Source organism: Streptosporangium pseudovulgare, assembly GCF_014648055.1.
GTDB lineage: Bacteria > Actinomycetota > Actinomycetes > Streptosporangiales > Streptosporangiaceae > Streptosporangium > Streptosporangium pseudovulgare.
In genome coordinates this window covers 331,733-352,171 of the sequence record NZ_BMQJ01000002.1, presented here as the reverse complement: position 1 = coordinate 352,171, position 20,439 = coordinate 331,733, and the positions used below count along the sequence as shown (strand labels likewise).

General features: G+C 66.9%; 13 protein-coding genes. 9 read left to right on the top strand and 4 right to left on the bottom strand.

The features are described 5' to 3' along the window. Positions 1–127 precede the first annotated feature (127 nt). The 7 genes from IEZ10_RS05390 (at position 128) to IEZ10_RS05360 (ending at position 14,419) form a co-directional block, all read left to right on the top strand. Positions 128–853, top strand: a complete 726-nt coding sequence (locus IEZ10_RS05390; RefSeq protein WP_189245343.1) for a sulfite exporter TauE/SafE family protein — start codon at positions 128–130, stop codon at positions 851–853. Positions 854–1,046: 193 nt separating this feature from the next. Beyond that, on the top strand, positions 1,047–2,168 hold the full coding sequence (locus IEZ10_RS05385) for a sugar ABC transporter substrate-binding protein (protein ID WP_189245342.1): 1,122 nt from the start codon (positions 1,047–1,049) through the stop codon (positions 2,166–2,168). Between the two features lie 216 nt (positions 2,169–2,384). Then, entirely contained in the window at positions 2,385–3,149 is a 765-nt protein-coding gene (locus IEZ10_RS05380; protein ID WP_189245341.1) for an ATP-binding cassette domain-containing protein, read from the top strand. Then, a complete protein-coding gene (locus tag IEZ10_RS05375) occupies positions 3,146–4,393 on the top strand; it encodes a sugar ABC transporter permease (protein WP_189245340.1) in 1,248 nt (415 codons plus the stop codon). The genes IEZ10_RS05380 and IEZ10_RS05375 overlap by 4 nt, the downstream gene beginning before the upstream one ends. Positions 4,394–4,428: 35 nt before the next feature. Continuing rightward, positions 4,429–5,766 carry an ROK family transcriptional regulator gene (locus tag IEZ10_RS05370; protein ID WP_189245339.1) on the top strand — a complete coding sequence of 446 codons (1,338 nt, stop codon included), beginning with the start codon at positions 4,429–4,431 and terminating at the stop codon, positions 5,764–5,766. A gap of 559 nt (positions 5,767–6,325) precedes the next feature. Next, positions 6,326–13,909 carry an RHS repeat-associated core domain-containing protein gene (locus tag IEZ10_RS05365; RefSeq protein WP_189245338.1) on the top strand — a complete coding sequence of 2,528 codons (7,584 nt, stop codon included), beginning with the start codon at positions 6,326–6,328 and terminating at the stop codon, positions 13,907–13,909. A 21-nt stretch (positions 13,910–13,930) separates the two neighbouring features. Further along, positions 13,931–14,419 (top strand): hypothetical protein, encoded by a 489-nt coding sequence (locus IEZ10_RS05360; RefSeq protein ID WP_189245337.1) that lies wholly within the window; start codon positions 13,931–13,933, stop codon positions 14,417–14,419. Between the two features lie 90 nt (positions 14,420–14,509). Here the strand turns inward: IEZ10_RS05360 and IEZ10_RS05355 are convergent, their stop codons facing one another. Beyond that, entirely contained in the window at positions 14,510–16,330 is a 1,821-nt protein-coding gene (locus IEZ10_RS05355; protein WP_189245336.1) for an NsdA family TPR-like regulatory protein, read from the bottom strand. Positions 16,331–16,603: 273 nt separating this feature from the next. On the opposite strand from IEZ10_RS05355, the gene IEZ10_RS05350 reads away from it, so the two are divergent. Continuing rightward, positions 16,604–17,167: an ATP-binding protein gene (locus IEZ10_RS05350; protein ID WP_189245335.1), complete on the top strand. Its 564-nt coding sequence runs from the start codon at positions 16,604–16,606 to the stop codon at positions 17,165–17,167. A gap of 208 nt (positions 17,168–17,375) precedes the next feature. Continuing rightward, positions 17,376–17,687, top strand: a complete 312-nt coding sequence (locus IEZ10_RS05345) for a hypothetical protein (protein ID WP_189245334.1) — start codon at positions 17,376–17,378, stop codon at positions 17,685–17,687. Positions 17,688–17,867: 180 nt separating this feature from the next. Here IEZ10_RS05345 and IEZ10_RS05340 read toward each other — a convergent pair whose 3' ends face one another. From IEZ10_RS05340 to IEZ10_RS05330, 3 genes are all read right to left on the bottom strand, one after another. After that, positions 17,868–18,398, bottom strand: a complete 531-nt coding sequence (locus IEZ10_RS05340; RefSeq protein ID WP_189245333.1) for a hypothetical protein — start codon at positions 18,396–18,398, stop codon at positions 17,868–17,870. Positions 18,399–18,611: 213 nt separating this feature from the next. Continuing rightward, a complete protein-coding gene (locus tag IEZ10_RS05335; protein ID WP_189245332.1) occupies positions 18,612–19,394 on the bottom strand; it encodes a neutral zinc metallopeptidase in 783 nt (260 codons plus the stop codon). 143 nt (positions 19,395–19,537) lie between these two features. Continuing rightward, positions 19,538–20,413, bottom strand: coding sequence for a neutral zinc metallopeptidase (locus tag IEZ10_RS05330; RefSeq protein ID WP_189245331.1), 876 nt, complete (start codon positions 20,411–20,413; stop codon positions 19,538–19,540). Positions 20,414–20,439 lie beyond the last annotated feature (26 nt).

The window sequence follows — 20,439 nt, the reverse complement described above, 5'->3', positions numbered from 1 at the left end:
GGTCCGGCCGCCCCGTGGTCCGGCCGCCCCGTGGTCCGGCCGCCCCGTGGTCCGGCTGTCCCGTGGTTCGGTCACCCCGTGGGAAATTCCTTTTCGGCGACAGGAACCCGGGCTCTACCGTCGCCCCGTGACTCATGAAACTTTCGTCGTCGTCTGCGCGGGCCTGGCGGTCTTCGCCGGAGCGGTCGTGCAGGGGGCGATCGGCTTCGGACTGGGCCTGGTGGCCGCCCCGCTGATCACGCTGCTCGACCCCACGCTCATGCCCGGGGCCGCCCAGGTCGTGAACGCCACGCTGCCGCTGTTCACGCTGGCCGCGGAGTGGCGCAGAGTGGACTGGCGGGGCCTGGGGTTCGCCCTCCTGGGCCGAGTACCCGGCAGCCTCCTGGGCGGCCTGGTCGTCCTTTACGTCTCCACGCGGGCCCTGGGCGTCCTCGTCGGGGCGATGGTGCTGCTCGCGGTCGGCCTGACCGGGCGGGCGGTGGCGGTGCGCCGTACCGGCGGCACCGTCACCGGGGCGGGCTTCATCTCCGGGATCACCGGCACGGCGACCGGGATCGGCGGCCCGCCGATGGCCCTGGTCTACCAGAGCGCCAAGGGCCCGCAGATCCGGGCCACGCTCGCGATGTTCTTCATGATCAGCGCCTGCCAGTCGCTGGCCGTCCTCGCGTTCGTGGACAGGCTCCCGGCGCGGGCGCTCTCCTTCGGGGCGCTGCTGATCCCCTTCCTCGTCGCGGGGTTCGCGGTGTCCAGGCCGCTGCGGCGCTTCCTGGACGGCGGGCGGGTCAGGGCCGCGATCCTCGCGCTGGCCGCCGTCTCCGCGCTCACGCTGATCGTCACCAGCACGCTGGGTTAAGTGCGCGTTTCTGGATTGTTACCGGAGACAACAAACTTTACCGACGAAAGGTCTGGTGCTCTGGCCAACGGCGGAATACGTTGCGGCAAACAACATTCAACGGGATGGCAGGCCGACCCCGGCCGGCCGTACCCGCTGATCCGGCATGCCGTACCCCTACCCCCCGTCCCCATGACGAAAGGACCCGTGCACGATGCGCAAGGGGATCCTCAGCCTGACCGCCGCCGCCGCGCTCCTGACCTTCGGCCTCGCCGCCTGCGGAGACGACGGCGCCACCACCGCCGCCCCGGACGGCGCCGCCTCCTCCGCGGACGCCGGAGCCAAGACCGCCGGCAAGGTCGGCGTCATCCTGCCCGACAGCAAGTCCTCCGCCCGGTGGGAGACGGCAGACCGCAAGTATCTGGAAGAGGCCTTCAAGGCCGCGGGCGTCGCCTACGACATCCAGAACGCCCAGGGCGACAAGACCCAGTTCCAGACCATCGCCGACCAGATGATCACCAACGGCGCGACCGTGCTGATGATCGTCAACCTCGACAGCGGCACCGGCAAGGCCGTGCTGGACAAGGCCAAGTCCCAGGGCGTGGCCACCATCGACTACGACCGCCTCACCCTGGGCGGCGGCGCCGCCTACTACGTCAGCTTCGACAACACCAAGGTCGGCACGCTGCAGGGTGAGGGCCTCGTCAAGTGCCTCACCGAGAAGAAGGCCGACAAGCCGATCGTCGCCGAGCTCAACGGCTCGCCCACCGACAACAACGCCACGCTCTTCAAGAACGGCTACGACGGCGTGCTCAAGCCGAAGTACGACTCCGGCGACTACAAGAAGGGCCCCGACCAGTCGGTGCCCGACTGGGACAACACCCAGGCCGGCACGATCTTCGAGCAGATGCTGACCGAGCAGCCGAAGATCGCCGGCGTGCTCGCCGCCAACGACGGCCTCGGCAACGCCGCCATCACCGTGCTGAAGAAGAACAACCTCAACGGCAAGGTCCCGGTCACCGGTCAGGACGCCACCGTGCAGGGCCTGCAGAACATCCTCGCCGGTGACCAGTGCATGACGGTCTACAAGGCCATCAAGAAGGAGGCCGACGCCGCCTCCCAGCTCGCCATCGCCCTCGCCAAGGGCGAGAAGCCGGCCGCGACCGGCAGCGTCAAGGACACCGAGAGCGGCGCGGACGTCCCGGCCGTCCTGCTGGACCCGCAGGCCATCTACTTCGACAACGTCAAGGACGTCGTGGCGGACGGCTACGTGACCAAGGACGAGCTGTGCACCGGCGACTTCGCCGACAAGTGCACCGAGGCCGGAATCCAGTAACGATGCGCCGGGGTGCGCCCGCCCGCCTCACGGGAGGCGGGCGCACCCCGCCCGGGCGCGGCTCCGCCGTACCCCTCGGCCAGGCGGGCGCCGGCCCGGCGGTGAAAGCCGAACGGCGAACGGCCCGGCGGTGAAAGCCGGACCGCGAACAGCCCGGCGGTGAACGGCCGGGCCTCGAAAGGGCCGCGCGCAACGAGCACAGGGAGAAAAACCCCCATGACCCCCGTACTGGAACTCCGCGGGATCGACAAGAGCTTCGGCCCCGTCCAGGTCCTGCATGACGTCGACTTCTCCGTCCACCCCGGAGAGGTCACCGCGCTGGTCGGCGACAACGGCGCCGGCAAGTCCACCCTCGTCAAGTGCATCGGCGGCATCCACGCCGTCGACTCCGGCGAGTACTTCTTCGACGGCAAGACCGTCCAGATCAACAGCCCCCGCGACGCCGCCGAGCTCGGCATCGAGATCGTCTACCAGGACCTCGCGCTCTGCGACAACCTCGACATCGTCCAGAACATGTTCCTCGGCCGCGAGCACCGGCGCGGCATCGTCCTCGACGAGGACACCATGGAGGAGATGGCCGCCAGGACCCTGGAGAGCCTGTCGGTCAGAACCGTCAAGTCCATCCGCCAGCACGTCTCCAGCCTCTCCGGCGGCCAGCGCCAGACCGTGGCCATCGCCAAGGCCGTGCTCTGGAACAGCAAGGTCGTCATCCTCGACGAGCCGACCGCCGCGCTCGGCGTCGCCCAGACCGCGCAGGTCCTCGAACTGGTCCGCCGCCTGGCCGACCAGGGACTGGCCGTCGTGCTCATCTCGCACAACATGAACGACGTGTTCGCCGTGTCCGACCGGATCGCCGCCCTCTACCTCGGCCGGATGGCCGCGCAGGTCAGGACGTCCGACGTCACCCACGCGCAGGTCGTCGAACTGATCACCTCCGGCCGGAGCGGCGACCTCGGCCTCACCAACGGAGTCAGCGCATGACCGACACGATCGCCTCGCCGCGCGCGACCGAGGCCCCCACCATCAGCGGCAGCGTCCGCGGCTACGCCGAGCGGGTGCGCGGCGGCGACATGGGCGCGCTTCCCGCAGTGTTCGGCCTGGTCGTGCTGTGCACGGTCTTCTCGATCCTGCGGCCCTCCTTCCTCACCCCGGGCAACTTCGCCAACCTCCTCACCCAGGGCGCCGCGATCACCGTCATCGCCATGGGCCTCGTCTTCGTCCTGCTGCTCGGTGAGATCGACCTGTCGGCGGGCTTCGCCAGCGGCGTCTGCGCCTCTGTCCTCGCGATCCTCCTCACCGAGCAGGGCCTGCCCTGGTACGTCGCGGTCGCCGCGGCCATCCTCACCGGCGTGGTGATCGGAGCCGCCCTCGGCACGGTCGTCGCCAAACTCGGCATCCCGTCCTTCGTCGTCACCCTCGCCGCCTTCCTCGGCTTCCAGGGACTCGTCCTGCTGCTGGTCAAGGGCGGCACCAACATCTCCATCCGCGACCAGACGATCGTCGCCATCGCCAACAAGTACCTCCCGCCCGTGCTGGGCTGGGCGCTGCTGGCCCTCGGCGTCGTCGGCTACGCCGCGCTCCAGCTCCTCCGGGCGCGCAAGCGGGCCTCCCGCGGACTGGTCGCCGACCCGATCGCGCTGATCGCCGCCCGGGTGGGCGCCCTCGCCGTGCTCGGCGGCGTCGCCGTCTACATCCTCAACCTGGAACGCAGCCGCAACCCCGCGGTCGTGTCGCTGACCGGTGTGCCGATCGTCGTGCCGATCATCGTGCTCCTGCTGGTGCTGGGGACGTTCGTCCTGCGCCGCACCGCGTACGGCCGCCACCTGTACGCGGTCGGCGGCAACGCCGAGGCCGCGCGCCGGGCCGGCATCAACGTCGACCGGATGAAGATCAGCGCGTTCGTCATCTGCTCCGGCATGGCCGCCGTCGGCGGCATCATCGCCGCCTCCCGCGCCAGCTCCGTCGACCCCAACACCGGCGGCAGCAACGTGCTGCTGTACGCGGTCGGCGCGGCCGTGATCGGCGGCACCAGCCTCTTCGGCGGCAAGGGCCGCGTGCTGGACGCCATTCTCGGCGGCACCGTGGTGGCCGTCATCGAGAACGGCATGGGCCTGATGGGCTACAGCTCCGGCGTCAAGTACGTCGTCACCGGTGCGGTCCTGCTGCTGGCCGCCGGGGTCGACGCCCTGTCACGCAAGAGGGCCGCCGCCACTGGTCTAAGGTGAGCAGCGACCCCGATCCCCCGAAGGAAACCCACGCGATGCGGGCTGGCCCCTCCCAGGAGGAGATCCGGCGCCACAACCTCGGCGCCCTCCTCCGGCACGTCCACCTCGGAGGCCCGACCTCGCGTGCGGAGCTCACCAGCCGGATGGGCCTCAACCGCAGCACCATCATGGCTCTCACCGCCGACCTGACCGCCGCCGGCCTGGTCCGCGAGGAACTGCCCAGGGAGACCGGCCGGGCGGGCCGCCCCTCCCTGGTGGTGCGGCCGGAGTCGGCGCGGGTCTACGTGTTCGCCTTCGACGTGGGCGTCGACCGGCTGGTCGCAGCCCGCGTCGGCCTGGGCGGCGCCATCCTCGACCGCCGCGAGACCGTACGGCGTCGCGGCCCCTTCTCCCTGGAGGAGATCGTCGGGCCGCTCGCCGGCTTCGCCCGGCAGATGCGCCGCAAGACCCGCCCCGACACCGTGTGCGTCGGCGCCGCCGCGGCCTTCTCCGGCGGCGTGAACCGCGGGAACGGCGTCGTGCGGTTCGGGCCCAACATGGGCCCGGCCGAGGACGTGCCGTTCGCCGAGGAGATGACCCGCCGGCTCGCGTTCGGCATGCCGGTCAAGGTCGGCAACGACGCCAACCTCGCCGCCCTCGCCGAGCACTCCCGCGGCGTCGGCGTCGGCTGCCGTGACCTGATCTACCTGCACGGCGACGTCGGCGTCGGCGGCGGCATCATCGTCAACGGCCAGCTCCTCGGCGGCCACGCCGGCTTCGGCGGCGAGATCGGGCACATGGTCGTCAACCCCAAGGGGCGCCTGTGCGGGTGCGGCTCCCTGGGCTGCCTGGAGGCGGAGGTGGGGGAGCGGACGCTGCTGGAGGCGGCGGGCCGGGTGCCGGGCGCCGTATCCGTCGCGACCGGACCGGGCGCCGTCCCTGTAGCGGCCGGACCGGGGGCCGTCTCCATCGCGGCCGGATCGGGGGCCGACGGACACGAGACGCCCCGATCGGGGGCCGACGGTCGTCGTGAGCGCCTGATCGGCCGCGACGCCGTACGGGCCGTGGTCGACGCCGCCGACCGGGGCGACATCGTCGCCCAGGCGGCCCTCAGCCGGGTCGGCGACTGGCTCGGCCTGGGCGTCGCCAACCTCGTCAACGTCTTCAACCCCGAGATGGTCATCTTCGGCGGCATGCTCCGCGAGGTCTACCTCGGCTCCGCCGCCCAGGTCCGCAGCCGCCTCGCCGTCGACGCCCTCTCCGCCTCACGCGAGGGCCTGCGCCTGCGCACCTCCGCCCTCGGCGACGACGCGACCCTGATGGGCGCGGCCGAACTCGCCTTCGCCCCGGTCCTCGCCGACCCCCTGGAAGCCCTGGCCCGCGCGGGCTCCTGATTCCCGTTCCGGCACGTGACCCGTTCGCGCGGGCTGCCGTACGGCACCGCGTGGGCCTGCCGTACGGCGTTGTGGGTACCGGTGTGACGCCGTCACCGTCGCCGTCGGCCGGAGGTGGTCGTACGATCCCAAGACACTCGGGGCTGAAAGTGTCATCCCTTAACGCGTCCTAAGGACCCCCTGTTCACTGGATTTCTTACTCTGTGTGATCATCCATGTGACAATCCTTCGTTCCTGCTTTCTATTTCGTTGTTTTTCTTATCCGCTCCTTATGTAGATCTTGTGGAGCGGATCGTTCCATGTGTACCTTCTGATCGTTTGCTGACTGCTGTCCTCCGAACCGTCGGCCCGCATCCGCGTGGTCACCGTGCGGGGTGGAGAAACGCGATGGCTTTCGCCGTCGCGCGGACTGTTCGGAGAGTGACGGCGTATGCGCCGGAGTTCGTCATGGGCTTCTGCATTCCGTAGGGCGTGTCTGACGGTGATGCTCTTGGTGCTTTCAGCGCCAGGCTTACTTCTGCTTCCAGCATTGCCTGCGACTGCCATCGTCCGGTCGGCAATGGTGACCCAGAACCCAATCGATCCGCCGCGCCAGTCGGTCGGATCGGCCGAAGGCCTCCCATCGCTGGTTGGTTCTGCGGCTACAGAGACTTCGGCGAAGGCCGAACCCATTAAGCAAGACCCCAGGCAGCACAAGGGAGCGCTTCCCGCTGAGAAGCGCTTTGATGCACAAGATGCTGTTCAGGAGGATGGTGCCGCCTCGTGGCATGCGGCCACCGGCGGAGAGGCTGGAGAAACCGCGCTCCTTGCCAGCACCTACTGCTCGGACTACCCGTCCTGGCGGGAGAACACGTGGTACGCCTATAAAACCGTGGTCACCTACAACAGTCGCATATGGATGGCCTTACGTGACTTGGGTAGGACTTCTTTCCCGCCGGGAGGGATCGACCTCGGATGGAGCGATCAGGGTCCATGCTCGTCCACCCTCCCACCGGGAACTCCTGGTTGTTCGCTGTATCCGGCGTGGGTGCAGTATATGCTTTACGACCAGGGCGACCTTGTCTCCAGCGGTGGCCGGGTATGGCGGATGCTGCTGAGCCAGCATTCGTCATCGACGCCGCCGGAGCGTGACTCCGGTTGGGTGTGGGGCGATCAGGGGGTGTGCTCATCAACGCCGCCCCCGCCCCCGCCCCCGTCATTCGACGACCTGTTTCCAGCCGATGAGGCGCTGGTGGAGTCGCGCACTCCTATGCTAAGAGCCGAGGCTCACAGCAATGCCGGCGCTTACGCGCTCAAGTACGAATTCACCGTTTGCGACACCGAGCAGATGACCGGAACCGGTTGCGTCTCCTCGGGGGTGCTGGGTAACGACGTCGACACCTGGAAGGTTCCAGTCGGCAAACTCGCCTGGAGCAAGCAGTACTGGTGGAAGGTCGCCGTCACCGACTCCTCCAACGGTAAGAAGACGACGTCGCCGGTGATCTCCTTCACCACCGGTGTGCGCCAGCCGGTGATCGGTTTCCAATTGGCCGCGCGTGGGGTCAACGGCCAGGAGTTCCACCAACAGGCCGGCAACTACACCACCTCCTCCACTGACCTGTCGGTCGCCACCGCCGGACCGCCGTTGTCGGTGACGCGTTCCTATAACAGCATGGATGCTCGCGTCGACGGGATCTTCGGCGCGGGTTGGTCGAGCCGGTGGGACATGAAGCTCGTCCAGGAGGCGCGCGGAGAACTGGTGACGGTACTGGTCACCGACCCCGGTGGGCGGCGCATACGGTTCGTCGCTAACGGGGACGGCAGTTTTCAGCCGCCGCCGGGGATGTACGCCACCCTTGCCCAGCTCGACGGTGGCTGGAAGCTGATGGACAAGTCGTCCACCACGTACGTGTTCGATGGCCAGGGAAGGTTGACCAAAGTCACCGACAGCCTCGGCCGGTCACAGGATCTGGTGTACGGCACGGGCGGGAGGCTGGAGAAGGTCACCGCACCAGGTGGCCGGTCACTGACCTTCACCTGGAACGGTGCGCATGTGGCGAGCGTGTCCAGCGACCCGGTCGACGGCGCTCCCGTCACCTGGACCTACCACTACGAAGGCGACAAGTTGACGGCGGTGTGCGCCCCGGTCGCCGCTCCCAACTGCACCCGCTACACCTACGACAGCGGCTCTCTGTATCGAGGAAGCGTGCTGGACGCCGAGCCGTACGGTTACTGGCGTCTGGGCGAGGCATCGGGCGCCTCAGCCACGGACCTTGGCTTGGGCGCCGGCAACGCCGTCTATCAAGGGGCCGGGTATGCCAAGCCCGGCGCGCTGGCCGGCTCCCCCGACACCTCGGTGCAGTTCTCCTCCAGCGCGGTGGTGAATTTGCCCGCACTCACCATTCCCCGGATGGGTGAGCACGCCTCGGTCGAGCTGTGGTTCAAGACCGCCCAGTCGGGTGTGCTGATGGCTGCCGGAGACCGGGCGAACGGTAGTGGAGTCGCGTACGGACCCATGCTGTATGTCGGCACCGACGGCAAGCTGCGCGGCTCGTTCGAGGCGGTGGCCGCGCCGATGACGTCAGTGGCGGCGGTCAACGACGACCAGTGGCATCATGTGGCACTCACCGCGGCAGGCGAAAATCAAACGTTGTACCTTGACGGTCTGCAGATCGGGACTTTGACCGCGCAGGCGAAGCTGTGGCGTCCCTACGCCAGCGTCGGTAACGGTGTGGTTCAGGGAAGCGTCTCGCCGTCGGTGCCCGCACCGACGGCGACTCAGGCGTTCCCGTTCCGGGGCCTGATCGATGAGGTGGCCGTTTACGGCAAGCCCCTCACCACCGCCGAGGTCGCACTGCACTACGCCGCGAGAACCGAGGCGCCGCACAAGCTGACGAAGATCACCTTGGCGTCCGGGCGCGTATGGGCCGTCAATGCCTTCGATGCGGGAACCGAACGCATCACCACCCACACCGACCAGAACGGCGGGGCCTGGAAGATCGGCACGCCGGAGTACGCGCCAGCGACGGGGAAGTCAACGGTCACCGTGACAGACCCGAACAACAACCCGCTGAAATACGTTTACGACGCCTGGCGCGGTTATCGAGTGGTCAGCGAGACCGACCAGCTCGGCAAGACCACGAAATACGAATACGACACCGGCGGATTCCCCTCCAAGGTAACTGACCGTAATGGCAATGTCACCATCACTGTTCATAATGAACGAGGAAACCTGATCGGCCGTAACCGGTGCCGGGACGCCCAGACTTGCTTCTGGGAGTGGTTCGGTTACGAACTTTATGCGGACAAGCCGTTCGACCCCCGCAACGATCGGTTGAACTCGCATCTGGACGCGCGTTCCGCGAACTTCATGGATGGCACCTACGCCAACCGGTGGTGGTATGACGACAAGGGCCAGATGATCATCGAAACCTGGCCCCAAAGCGTCGGTGGGCCCTGGTGGGGAATCTCCTATGAATACACAAGCGGTGGTGAGTCTGCCGTCGGCGGTGGCACGGCCCCGGCGGGCCTGGTCAAACTGCGACACGATCCTCGTGGCAAAGAGACGACCTACCGCTACACCTCGGCCGGTGACCTGGCCGAGCAGACCAGCCCCTCTGGCCTGGTCACGAAGTTCACCTACGACGCGGTGGGCCGGGTTCTCACCCGAACCGAGGTCTCCGAGGCGCACCCCACCGGGGCGACCACGACGTTCACCTACGACGGTCTCGGGCGCATGCTCACCCAGACCGGGCCCGGGGTGAAGAACGAGGTCACCAACGTCACCCACACCGCCAAGGTCACCTACACCTACGACGCCGACGGCAACAAGCTGACCGAGACCCTGTCCGACCTGACCGGCGGGGACCCGGAGCGCGTCACCACCTACACCTACGACGCCTCCGGCCGGGTGGAGACGGTGACCGACCCCGAGGGCAGCGTGGTCCGTACCGCCTGGGACACCACCGGTGCCCGCGTCTCGACGACCGACCAGCTGGGCGTCGTCCGTACCTTTGGTTACACCAAGCGCGGTGAGCCGGCCACCACGACGCTGAAGAACTGGACCGGCAGCCCGGTCAGTCCGCAGCCCGCCAAGGACGTGGTGCTGGAGTCGCGATCCTACGACCCCGGTGGCAGGCTGGCCGCCCAGGTCGACGCGATGGGCCGCAAGACCTCCTACACCTACTTCGCCGACAACCTGCTCTCCCAGGTGATCGCCGACGACGTCAAGCTGAACGGCTCCACCACTACCACCACCGACGTGGTGCTGGAGGACAACACCTACGACCCGGCCGGCAACCTCACCAAGCAGGTCAAGGGCGGCGGCAAGGCCACCACCGAGTACGTCTACGACGCCGCGAGCCGCCTGACCTCGACCACGTTCGACCCCGCGACGCTCAAGCGCAAGACCGCCCTTGAGTACGACGCGGCGAACAACGTCACAAAGAGGACCCTCACCGGCGCGGACGGCACCCGGACGGAGTCCACCCTCTACGCCTACAACGCGCTGAACCAGGTGACGCGGCAGACCGTGGAGAACGGCGACGACGACCTGATCTCCACCAGCACCTATGACGACCGCGGCCTGCTGGTCACGGCCACCGATCCGCGCGGCAACGCCTCCGGCGCCACCGCCGCCGACTTCACCACCGAGATGCGCTACGACATCGCGGGACAACTCGTGGAGAAGATCTCCCCGCGGGTGAAGGTCGAGAAGACCGGGTCGGCCGCCGACGGCCGTCCCACGGAGAAGTACGGCTACGACACCGCCGGTCTGCCCACCCAGACCGTCGACGCGGAGGGCCGCAAGCTCACCTCTACCTTCGACAAGGCCGGTCGGCTCGTCTCGGCGGCCTCTCCGCCCTACACCCCGCCGGGCGGCGAGGCGGTCACCCCGAAGGTCGGCATCGAGTACGACGCCGCGGGCCGGAAGACCAAGGTCACCGACGAGCGCGGCTACGTCACCTCCACCGAGTACGACGCGCTGGGCAACCCGGTACGGGTCACCGACCCCGGCCCCTCGGGACCGGGCGGGCAGTGGGTGACCCAGTTCGACCTGCTGGGTGAGCCACTGGCCACGATCGACCCGACCGGCGCCCGTGACGAGGCCACCTACGACGACCTCGGCCGGAAGATCACCGAGACGCGGATCGAGCGCAGGCCGACCACCGCCGCCTACACCACGACTCTGAGCTACGACACCGCGGGCAATCTCACCAAGAGCGTCGCCCCGGACAACAAGGTGACCGGCTACGAAGTCAACGCGGCTGGAGAGGTCACCGCCAGCACCGACCCGAACCTCAACAAGTCCACCGTCGCCTACGACCTCGCGGGCCGTACGGTCAAGGTGACCGACCCGCTGAAGAATGCCACCGAGGCCGTCTACGACCTGGCCGGGCGGCAGACCGGCGCCAAAGACCTCGACGAGAACGGCAAGGTCGTCCGTACGCTGGGCTTCGGCCATGACGCGGCCGGCAACCCGACCAGCAGCATCTCCGGTGAGGGGCATGTCACCCGGCGGACGTTCGACGCGCTCGGACGGATGACCTCGCTCGTTGAGCCGGTCTCCGCGGACAAGTCGATCACTACGACGTTCGGCTACGACGCCGCCGGCGCCCGTACCCGCCTCACCGACGGGCGCGGCAACGCCACCTGGACCACCTACAACACCCTCGGCCTGGCCGAGTCGGTCGTCGAACCGGCCACCACCGCTCACCCGAACGCGGCCGACCGTACTTGGACCACCCTCTACGACGCGGCGGGCAACGCCGTGACCACGTTGCAGCCGGGCGGGGTGCGCATCGACCGCGTCTTCGACCACCTCGGCCAGGTCACCAAGCAGACCGGCGCCGGGGCCGGGGCGGACACCCCCGAGCGGAACCTCACCTACGACGCCGCCGGCCGGCTGACCGCCATCGGCGACTACACCCTCGAATACAACGACCGCAGCCTGCTGACCAAGGTGTCCAAGGCCACTGTCCAGGTCGCGGCCTACGCCTACGACGGCCTGGGCAACACCACCCAGCGCGTCGACACCGCCGGCACGTCCACCTACACCTACGACGACGCCAGCAGGCTGAAGACCGCCACCGACCCGGTCACCGGCCGCACCTGGACCTACGGCTACGACGACGCCGACCGGCTCACCAGCCAGACCTCCGCCAACCCGGTCAACACACAGAGCTACACCTACGACGCCGTGGACCGTCTCACCTCCCACACGCTGAAGAACAGCGGCGGCACCCAACTGTCGAAGATCGTCTACGACTGGGACAAGGACGACAACCTCATCACCAAGACCACCAGCGGTACGGCGGGCGCCGGGGTCAACACCTATGGCTACGACCACTCCGGACGCCTGACCTCCTGGACCGCCCCGGACGGCAAGGCCACCGCCTACGAGTGGGACGACGCGGGCAACCGCATCAAGGCCGGGGACAAGACCTTCGTCTACGACGAGCGCAACCGCCTGCTGTCCGGCGGCGGCACCGAGTACACCTACACCGCCCGCGGTACGGTGACCACCGAGACCACCGGCGGCGTCACCAAGAACCTCGTCTTTGACGCCTTCGACCAGATGGTCTCCGACGGGGACGCCGCCTACGGCTACGACGCCCTGGGCCGGATGACCTCCCGCACCAAGGGCGCCGCCCAGCAGCGGTTCGTCTACTCCGGGCTGAGCAACGACATCGCCACCGTCACCGACGGGGCCGGCGCGCTCCAGGCCAAGTACGGCCGCGACCTGGCCGGCGGCCTGCTCAGCCTCCAGGAGGGCGGCGGCCCGGCACTCGGCACGATGACCGACCTGCACGGCGACCTGGTGGGCACCTTCTCCGGCACCGCCTTGGTCGACTCGACCGCCTACGACCCCTTCGGCGAGGTGTTCCAGCGCTCCGGCACCCAGCGGACACTCGGCTATCAGGGCGAGTACACCGACCCGGACACCGGCAAGGTGAACATGCATGCCCGCTGGTACCGCCCGGGAAGCGGCACCTTCGCCTCTCGTGACACCGCGACCTTGGAGCCGAACCCGTCGGTTCAAGCTAACCGCTACACCTACGCCAACGCCGGTCCTCTCACGAACGGCGACCCCACCGGGCACAGCTCTGAGTGCTATGCCTCATGTGTGGTTAACACTGGCGGTGATGATGGCTATGTCTGTAGTGGTGGCATATGCTACGAGACTTTCGTTCGCCAACAATGGTGGAGTGAATACACTTCTTCACCGGGCTATGATTATGAAAGCCGTCCGCTTCTTTCGGATGAAGAAGCAAAAAGATTAGGTGTCATGCCTAACGGCAGAGAGATGGATCAGCCTAATTTCTGGGACGCTAACAGGGAGTCTCAGGATAAGTATATGAAGGTATGGTCTCCTGCGGCTTCGGGAAGCCAGCTGGCTGTCAGTTGGGCGTTGGTTGGAGGACTGAACGAGTTTGATCCCGAAAATGTCAAGATTGCGTCAGGTGGGGCTGTCTATTACCAATCTTCCCAACTTAAGAGGACGGTAAGGTTTAAAAATTATGATGCCTACAAACACTTGCTTCCTTATTGGAAAGTTATAGACAAGGCCGCTTTTAATCATCACATTGACCGGTCTATTTTTACGGCGGTTCTCCTGTACGAGAGCACTCAAGATGAGGTAAGGGAAGGCATTGAGGGAGCCGTCAAGTCTTATCTGTGGAACCTCGTGCAAAATAAGGGGGAGGGTGCATCCATCGGCTTTCCGCAACTAGAGATATACAAGGCTCGGCAGATGCTGATCAAATATTACCCGAAGGAGGGGTGGGACAAGAAAAGCTCTTTCGCAATTGCCCGCCTTCTTTATGAAGATGTGCCTCGATCAATTCATTTGGCCGCTGCATGGATGGCTCATCTAAAGAAAGAGATAAGAATTATGGGGACGGATGGTTTCGAGAGAAATATTAACGACATGGAGGCGGCTATTGCCTACTGCGGATGCTCGGGGGTGACTGTAGATCTAAAGAATCCCACTAAGCTAATTTATGATAAATTTAGAATATGGATGGAGGGCGGACCGCTTGGCGGCAGTGAAAAGAACAAAGAAGTTGCTAAAAGGCGGAGAGAGTGGATAGATGGGTTTGTGCGCCTGGGGGTAATTGACGAATTTTGGCAATGCGCATATGCGGGCAAGTCGTGCGGCTGATGGGATAAGAAACTCGAGAAGGTGTTGCTGATGGAGACTAGATATTTATGTGAACCGAGCCGCGCCTTTAGAGTGATCGCATTGGCTATCAGCGCTTGCATCCTGGTGGCAGGATGCGGGTTGTCTCCTCGGATATCGCAAGTGGATCAAGCTATTCTTGCCGATGTACGTAGCATAGGAAAAGTCTTAGGGGAGGACATTGTTGAAGGATTTGCATATGGAGGAGGTGTTGAAATTACGAACGAGCTTATTATTGATGTTGGTGGCGTAGATTCCCAAGATTCTCTTAATAGGGCGAGCGACCTTTTGGCGAAACGCGATTGGGTGATTTTGTCGCAGAGACCCAACAGGTGGGTGATGCTGAAGTCGACCACTTGGGAGGGTGCACATATAAATATTAATGCGCTCGACTCTTTAAGCGCCAAAGAATTTTCGGATAAATTAAGAAAGGTAATTGTTGGAGCAAATGATAGAGATTCAATTTTGATCGTCAATGTCTATCAAACGTAATCTATATGCTAGTTATTATGGGCATAGAGGCAGTGTTTTTGATGATGTCTTCGGTCGTGCTTAAATTGCGAGGTGGCTTCAAAATAATTATTAAAGCTGACGGTTGAAGTGCTCGCTTAAGGAAACCACGTACTTGTTGTCTCGCCAAGGCTGAAGCCGTGCGTAAGCTTGCTGTGCGGAGCGGGCAAGCCTGGTGGAACTATGGCGGGTGACGATTGGTGTAGCTTCGCCGATCATGGTGGCGGCTTCGGGGATCTCGCGGTGGTCGATCAAAGCGAGGGCGTATTCCAGTTGCAGGATGCCTCGTTCACGAACCGAGTCCGGTCCCATCGCGGTCAATCTCCGCTGTGCCTCGGAGATGGCCAGGTCGGGGCGTTTGAGTTCGATGAGGCAGAACGTTCGGTAGGACGCGACGCGCTCTGGGGTGAGCCAGAACAAGTGCCGCAGGTCTGATCCGCCTTGACTCTTGTCGGCGAGATCGGTGGCGCGGTCCAGGAGGAGGAGAGCATGCGGATCGTGCTTGGCGCTGGCGATCGCCCGAGCGACCTGGATGGCGGTGGCCGACTGTTGGAGGCGGTTGCCGCTCTCTTTCGCCCATCCTTCGGCGGTGAAGACGTGATCCAGCGCGACAGTGGGCTTCTTCTGATGCAGCGCCATGTGGGCGAGCAGGCCGTGGAGGTGCGCCAGGAGGGCGGGGTTGCGGAGTTCGTGGGCGGCGGCCAGGCCCTCGGTGTAGCGGCGGGTGGCACCCTCGTAGTCGAGCAGGTCGAAGCGGCTCCAGCCGGTGAGGTGGGACAGGCTCCAGTACAGGCGCAGCAGGCGGGTGCGCAGTGCGGGGGTGAGGGTGGCGTGGCGGAGCAGGTCGTCGACGAGGGCGCGTTTGGCCTCGGCCACGGGCAGGACCTTGGCGGGGCCGAGTTCTTCGTCCAGGGCCCATAGGCGGGCGGTCAGGCGTTCCAGCAGGTCGAGGGCGCTGTCATCGACGGCGGTGTGCCGGCGGGCGAGGGTGGCGAAGCGGTCACGGTCATCTGGGGGCAGGTGGCGCAGCAGGGGCAGGGCGGGGGTGCCGCCGAGGAGCAGGGCGAGTTCGAAGAGCAGGTCGCGGCGTTTGATGTCGGCCTCCTCGGCGGTGAGGGCGCGCAGCAGTCCGGTGCAGTCCGCCGCACCCGCCAGTGGGACGCCGGAGGCGCCTGCGAACGAGCCGCCGGTGAAGCGCGCGGGCGGGCCGCCCGGGGAGCCCGGGAAGGGGCCGGGGGCGACGGGCGGCTGTGGATTCATGCTGGCACGCTCACCGGGGCCGGACGCCAGAGGCCAGGGGGCGAGGGCTTCGTTACACGGGGACAGGTGGGTCATGTCAGAGGTCATGGCCGGTTGCGGGGGAGCCGTCTGGGCGAGCCCCCACGGGATCTGTGCAAGGCCCGGAAGCGTCGCCTGATCGATGCCTGGCAGGTGAGCCGTCCCAGGAACGCCCAACAGGGCGGGTGCCTCGTGAGGAGGGCGGTGGTGGGTGTCGAGGTGGCGGTGGTCGGCGCGGTCGAGGAGGTCGCGGTCGCGGGGGCGGTAGGTGGCGTAGACCCGTTCGGTGACCAGGCGGCGGGCGGTGGTCTGGTAGAGGCGGGCGAGGATGGCCAGGGTGCGGGCGGGTGGGCGGCGGCCGGTGGCGGGCCAGGACTCGTAGTCGTAGAGCCGGGCCTCGCGCAGGCACGCCGTACCGGCGGGGTCGAGGTCGTTGTGCGCGGCGACGATGTCGGCGGCGGTGCGGCCGTGGGCGTAGCGGTAGAGCCGCAGCGGGCTAACGGGGTGGTCCAGGGCCAGGACGTCGGCGATCTGGTCGTAGGTGAAGGCGCGGGCGCGCAGTGCGGTGCTGTGTCGCCGGCAGTCGAGCAGGATCCGGTAGCCCTCGCCTGACATGGGTGGTCTCCTTAGCCGAGCCGTACCGTACGGAAATCGTAAACGATCCGTCACTTTGTGTGACAGACGTGCGGAGAAGTGGGGATGCGCGGGCGGCCGGGGTGGTGTCGGCGCAGGTCGACGAGGTGTTTGGGTGGGGTGGTCCGGCGGACGCGGATGGGGGTCGGCGCGGCGGGGGATCCGCGTCACCGTGTGCGGGACGGTTCTTCGCACGCACGCGAGGACACGCACCCAAGGACACCCACCCGAGGAACACGCATCCGAGGAGACGACATGACCGCTGCCCCCGACGAGGCGAGCCCTGCTCCTGACGAGGTGAGTTCCACTCCCGATGAGGCGAGCCCCATCTTCGACGAGGCGATCCCTGCTCCCGACGATGACGCCCCTGCCTGCGGTGAGGTGGCGCCGATGCTGGTGGACGCCATGGTGGGGCTGTGGCGCGGCGGCATGACCTACCGGCGGACCTTCCCCGGCCGCGCCGACCAGATCCCCGAGGCCCGCCGCTTCGTCCGCTTCCTGCTGGAGGACTCCGCCCGCCGCGACGATGCCGAGCAGATCGTCGCCGAGCTGGCCGCTAACGCCGTCGCGCACACCGCCAGCGGGCAGCCGTACGGCACCTTCATCGTGGAGGTGACCCGCAGGATCTCCGCGATCCGGGTCACCGTCTACGACTGCGGCTGGGGAGCGACCCCGAGGTTCGCCCCGCGTCGCGACGCCGATGAGCTCGCCGAGGACGGCCGGGGCCTGGCGCTGGTCGCCGGTCTGGCCGTACGGGTCGGTGTGAGGGGGACGCAGGCGGTGGGCCACGCGGTCTGGGCCGAGCTGCCCCCGCGGTGAGCACTCCGCCGGGCCGCTCTGAGATGGGCATCCTGTCGGGCCGTCCCGCAAAGAGCGCCACGAAACCGTACGGGGTTCCACAACCGATCCGGACCAAGATCGGCAGGTCCCTTGGTGATCAATTGACTGCCCCGAGTGGCGGCGTCCCGACACTGTCAGGAGGGAACGCGTCCGCGTTCCCGGCGGATCTCTCGGGGGGCGGGGAACGGTGAACGCGCAGGGTGCGCTGGTGACGACGCCGGCCGTACGGGCCGCGTGGCGGCTTTGCGACGAACTGGCGGGCAGGGGCGTCCAGGGCGACGTTCACGGCGGGTACGGCCTGGCGCTGGTGCTGCTCTGGGCCGACCTGGTGGTCTGGACGGACGGCGCGGTCTACCGGTGGTGGACCGGCCGCACGTCACCGAAGACCGGCCGCCGCCTCTACATGGTGTACGGCGTGCACGATCTGGCCGTCACCGTCCGCGGGGTCATGCTGCGCTGCGCGGACCTCTACGAGAGCGGGGGAGTACCGGTGCGGTGAGAGGGGTGCGGGCCGCTGCTGTGCCCGATCCCTCCTGTTGCATCGGCCTTTTCAACATTTGTGGGAAATTGCGGCTTTGTTCGTGCATGGGGTGCGTCGTGGAGGGCAGAGGCTCGGGCGAGGGGATGTGAGGAGACGGGCCGCCGTCCCGCCGGGCCAGCGGGACGGCGGCCCTCGCCGTTACCTGACCATTCCGGCGACCAGGTTGCGCAGCTCGATGTGACCGGCCTTGACCTCGGCCACGTCGCCTTCGACGCGCTTCATCGAGAGTTCGAGGTTGCCGACGGACCGCTTGACCGCTCCGAGATCCCCTCGGATCTCCTTGATCTCCTCCTTCACCCCTCCGATCTCGTTTCGGAGCCCTCCGACTTCACTCCGGACTACTCCGATCTCACCCCGGAGGCTTCTGACCTCGGTGTAGAGATCCTTCCGGAGTTCTCTGACCTCGGCGTGAAGTTCCTCCCGGAGTCCTCCGACCTCGGCTCTGAGCCCCTCCTGATCCTTACGGAGCTCTTCCTGGCCCTTCTGGAGTCCTCCGACCTCGACTCGGAGTTCTTCCTGACCCTTCCTGAGTTCTTCCTGACCCTTCTGGAGGTCGCCGAGGGCCGCAAGGATCGCCACCGACACCTTCGACTGCTCCAGGGACCAGGTGCGCAGATCGGCGACGTCCCGCTCCAGGAGCGAGATCCGTGCTTCCGTATTCGTGCTCAACGCGTTCTTCTCCTCGCTGTCACGGGCGATGGGGGGCGTCGCCTGGCGTGTGACGTGGAGGGCGTCCAGGCGGGATCAGCTTACGCACGGTGAGCGGCGTGTCGCCGGAGGTTTCCGCCGGAGTCGCCGGCGGACGCGGTCGCGGGAGAGCGGAGTTTCCTCCGGGTGGAAAAGAACCACCCCGGATGGCCTCCAGGGTGGCGTCGGCGCGGGTCAGGAGACCTTGGAAGGTGCGGCGGTCCAGGTGTTGCAGGCGCCCGGGCTCTCCTGGGTGAAGCCGCGGTTCAGCCAGTGGGCGACGTTCCGGGCCTTGCCGTGGCTGACGGTGTCGTAGGCGTAGCTGACGACGTAGCGGAGGTCGGACTCGCTGCGGCCCAGGTCGCGCCAGATGCTGCCGATGAAGGCGCCGCCGAGGCACTCGGCCTGGAGCTCGATCTTCCGGATGTCGGCGAGGAGGGCCTTCTTGGTCCGGTACTTCCGGTGGTCGAGGGCGCCCGTCATCCCGGAGAGCCGCTGCACGTGGTGGCCGTACTCGTGGGCGACGACCTCCAGCAGGAACAGCTCGGTCGACTCCGACAGGATGGACGGGTTCAGCAGGAAGGTGATCCTCTTGGTCTGCGCGCAGTAGACCGCCTGGGCGCCCTTCGGGAACGGTCCACAGCCGGTCGGGTAGCCGAGCCGGGAGGTGGTCTGGAAGCCGGGCTTGGAGAAGGGCAGCTTGGCCTTGGCGAACTGCCTGCTCCAGGTGTCGTTGAGGCACTCGACGACGAACTCCAGGTAGACCCGGGAGGAGTCGAGGTCGTCCGGCTTGACGGGCTGCTCCTGGCAGGAGGTGGCGTCGAGGGAACCGGTCTTGTAGATCGGGTTGCTGGTGAGGGCCTTCGTGCCCGTGGGCACGGGGGCCGCGGCCTGCCCGGTGACGCCCGCGGCGGCCGTGCCGGTGAACAGCAGGCCCGCGAACACGCCCGAGAGCAGGGTGATGAGGGGGGTACGCATGATCATGAACCCTATAGAGGCATAAAGCGGGGGTAAAGCGGATTGAAGATGTCCGCGCCCGGGAAACACGCGCGGCCGTACCCCTGGGAGAAGGGGTACGGCCGCGCGGTGAGGACGATGGAACAGGTGGAACGGGAGGAGGCTCAGGCGACCCGGGCGCTGGAGACGGTCCAGGTGTTGCAGGACGACGGCGAGCCGGAGTTGAAGCCGCGGTTCAGCCAGTAGGCCTGGCTGCGGCCCTTGCCGTGGTCGTTGGTCGGCCAGACCTTCTGGCCGTTCTCGACGGTCCAGCGGATCATCGCGTCCCAGTGGTCCTGCGGGACCGGCAGGTCGTCGGAGATCTGGCGGAGGAACGCCGCGCCCATGCAGTCGGCCTGCAGCTCCAGACGGCGGGAGTAGGCGAGCTTGGTGGAGGTGCCGGCCCGCCAGACGGTCTGGCCGTAGTAGCCCATGATCCCGGCGAGCTGCTGCACGTGGTGGGCGTACTCATGGGCCATGAACTGCGCGTTGTTGGGCGCGTACGGCTGCTTCAGCACCGACCGGAACACGCCGATGTAGATGGTGCGGTTGCTGGAGCAGTAGTAGCCGCCGGCGCCGCCCGGCCACCTGCCGCAGGGGCTCCCCACCTTGGTGGTGGTGAAGCGGAGCCTGGGCTGGGCGAAGGACAGGCCGGCCTTGCGGAACTGGGTCTTCCACGCCAGGTTCAGGCAGCGGTTCACCCTGGTCATGAAGGCCCGGTAGGAGGCGGCGCTGCCCGCGCGGATCTCCCCGGCGGCGCAGGTGACGTTGGGGAGCAGACCGGTGCGGTAAAGGGGGTTGGCGGTCGCGGCGGTACGGCCGCGCGGGGGAGCCTTCACCGTGGCGGCGGTGGTGGACGCCGTGGTGGCCGTGGTGGCGGCGGCCCCGGCGGCGGGGGCGGTGACGGTGGCGGCCTCGGCGGTGCCGGTGGCCATGACCAGGCCGAACGCCAGGGGAGCGACTGCCAGTGACGAGAGTTGTCTGAAGGGGAAAGTGCTCATGGTGAGGCAAAGGCTAGTCCAACTGT

What these genes read in the sequence shown, in the direction of transcription:
- IEZ10_RS05375 (WP_189245340.1), top strand. Translation starts at nt 3,146, where the DNA reads ATGACCGACACGATCGCCTCGCCGCGCGCGACCGAGGCCCCCACCATC.
- IEZ10_RS05365 (WP_189245338.1), top strand. Translation starts at nt 6,326, where the DNA reads ATGGTGACCCAGAACCCAATCGATCCGCCGCGCCAGTCGGTCGGATCG.
- IEZ10_RS05350 (WP_189245335.1), top strand. Translation starts at nt 16,604, where the DNA reads ATGACCGCTGCCCCCGACGAGGCGAGCCCTGCTCCTGACGAGGTGAGT.
- IEZ10_RS05385 (WP_189245342.1), top strand. Translation starts at nt 1,047, where the DNA reads ATGCGCAAGGGGATCCTCAGCCTGACCGCCGCCGCCGCGCTCCTGACC.
- IEZ10_RS05380 (WP_189245341.1), top strand. Translation starts at nt 2,385, where the DNA reads ATGACCCCCGTACTGGAACTCCGCGGGATCGACAAGAGCTTCGGCCCC.
- IEZ10_RS05335 (WP_189245332.1), bottom strand. Translation starts at nt 19,394, where the DNA reads ATGCGTACCCCCCTCATCACCCTGCTCTCGGGCGTGTTCGCGGGCCTG.
- IEZ10_RS05355 (WP_189245336.1), bottom strand. Translation starts at nt 16,330, where the DNA reads ATGTCAGGCGAGGGCTACCGGATCCTGCTCGACTGCCGGCGACACAGC.
- IEZ10_RS05370 (WP_189245339.1), top strand. Translation starts at nt 4,429, where the DNA reads ATGCGGGCTGGCCCCTCCCAGGAGGAGATCCGGCGCCACAACCTCGGC.
- IEZ10_RS05330 (WP_189245331.1), bottom strand. Translation starts at nt 20,413, where the DNA reads ATGAGCACTTTCCCCTTCAGACAACTCTCGTCACTGGCAGTCGCTCCC.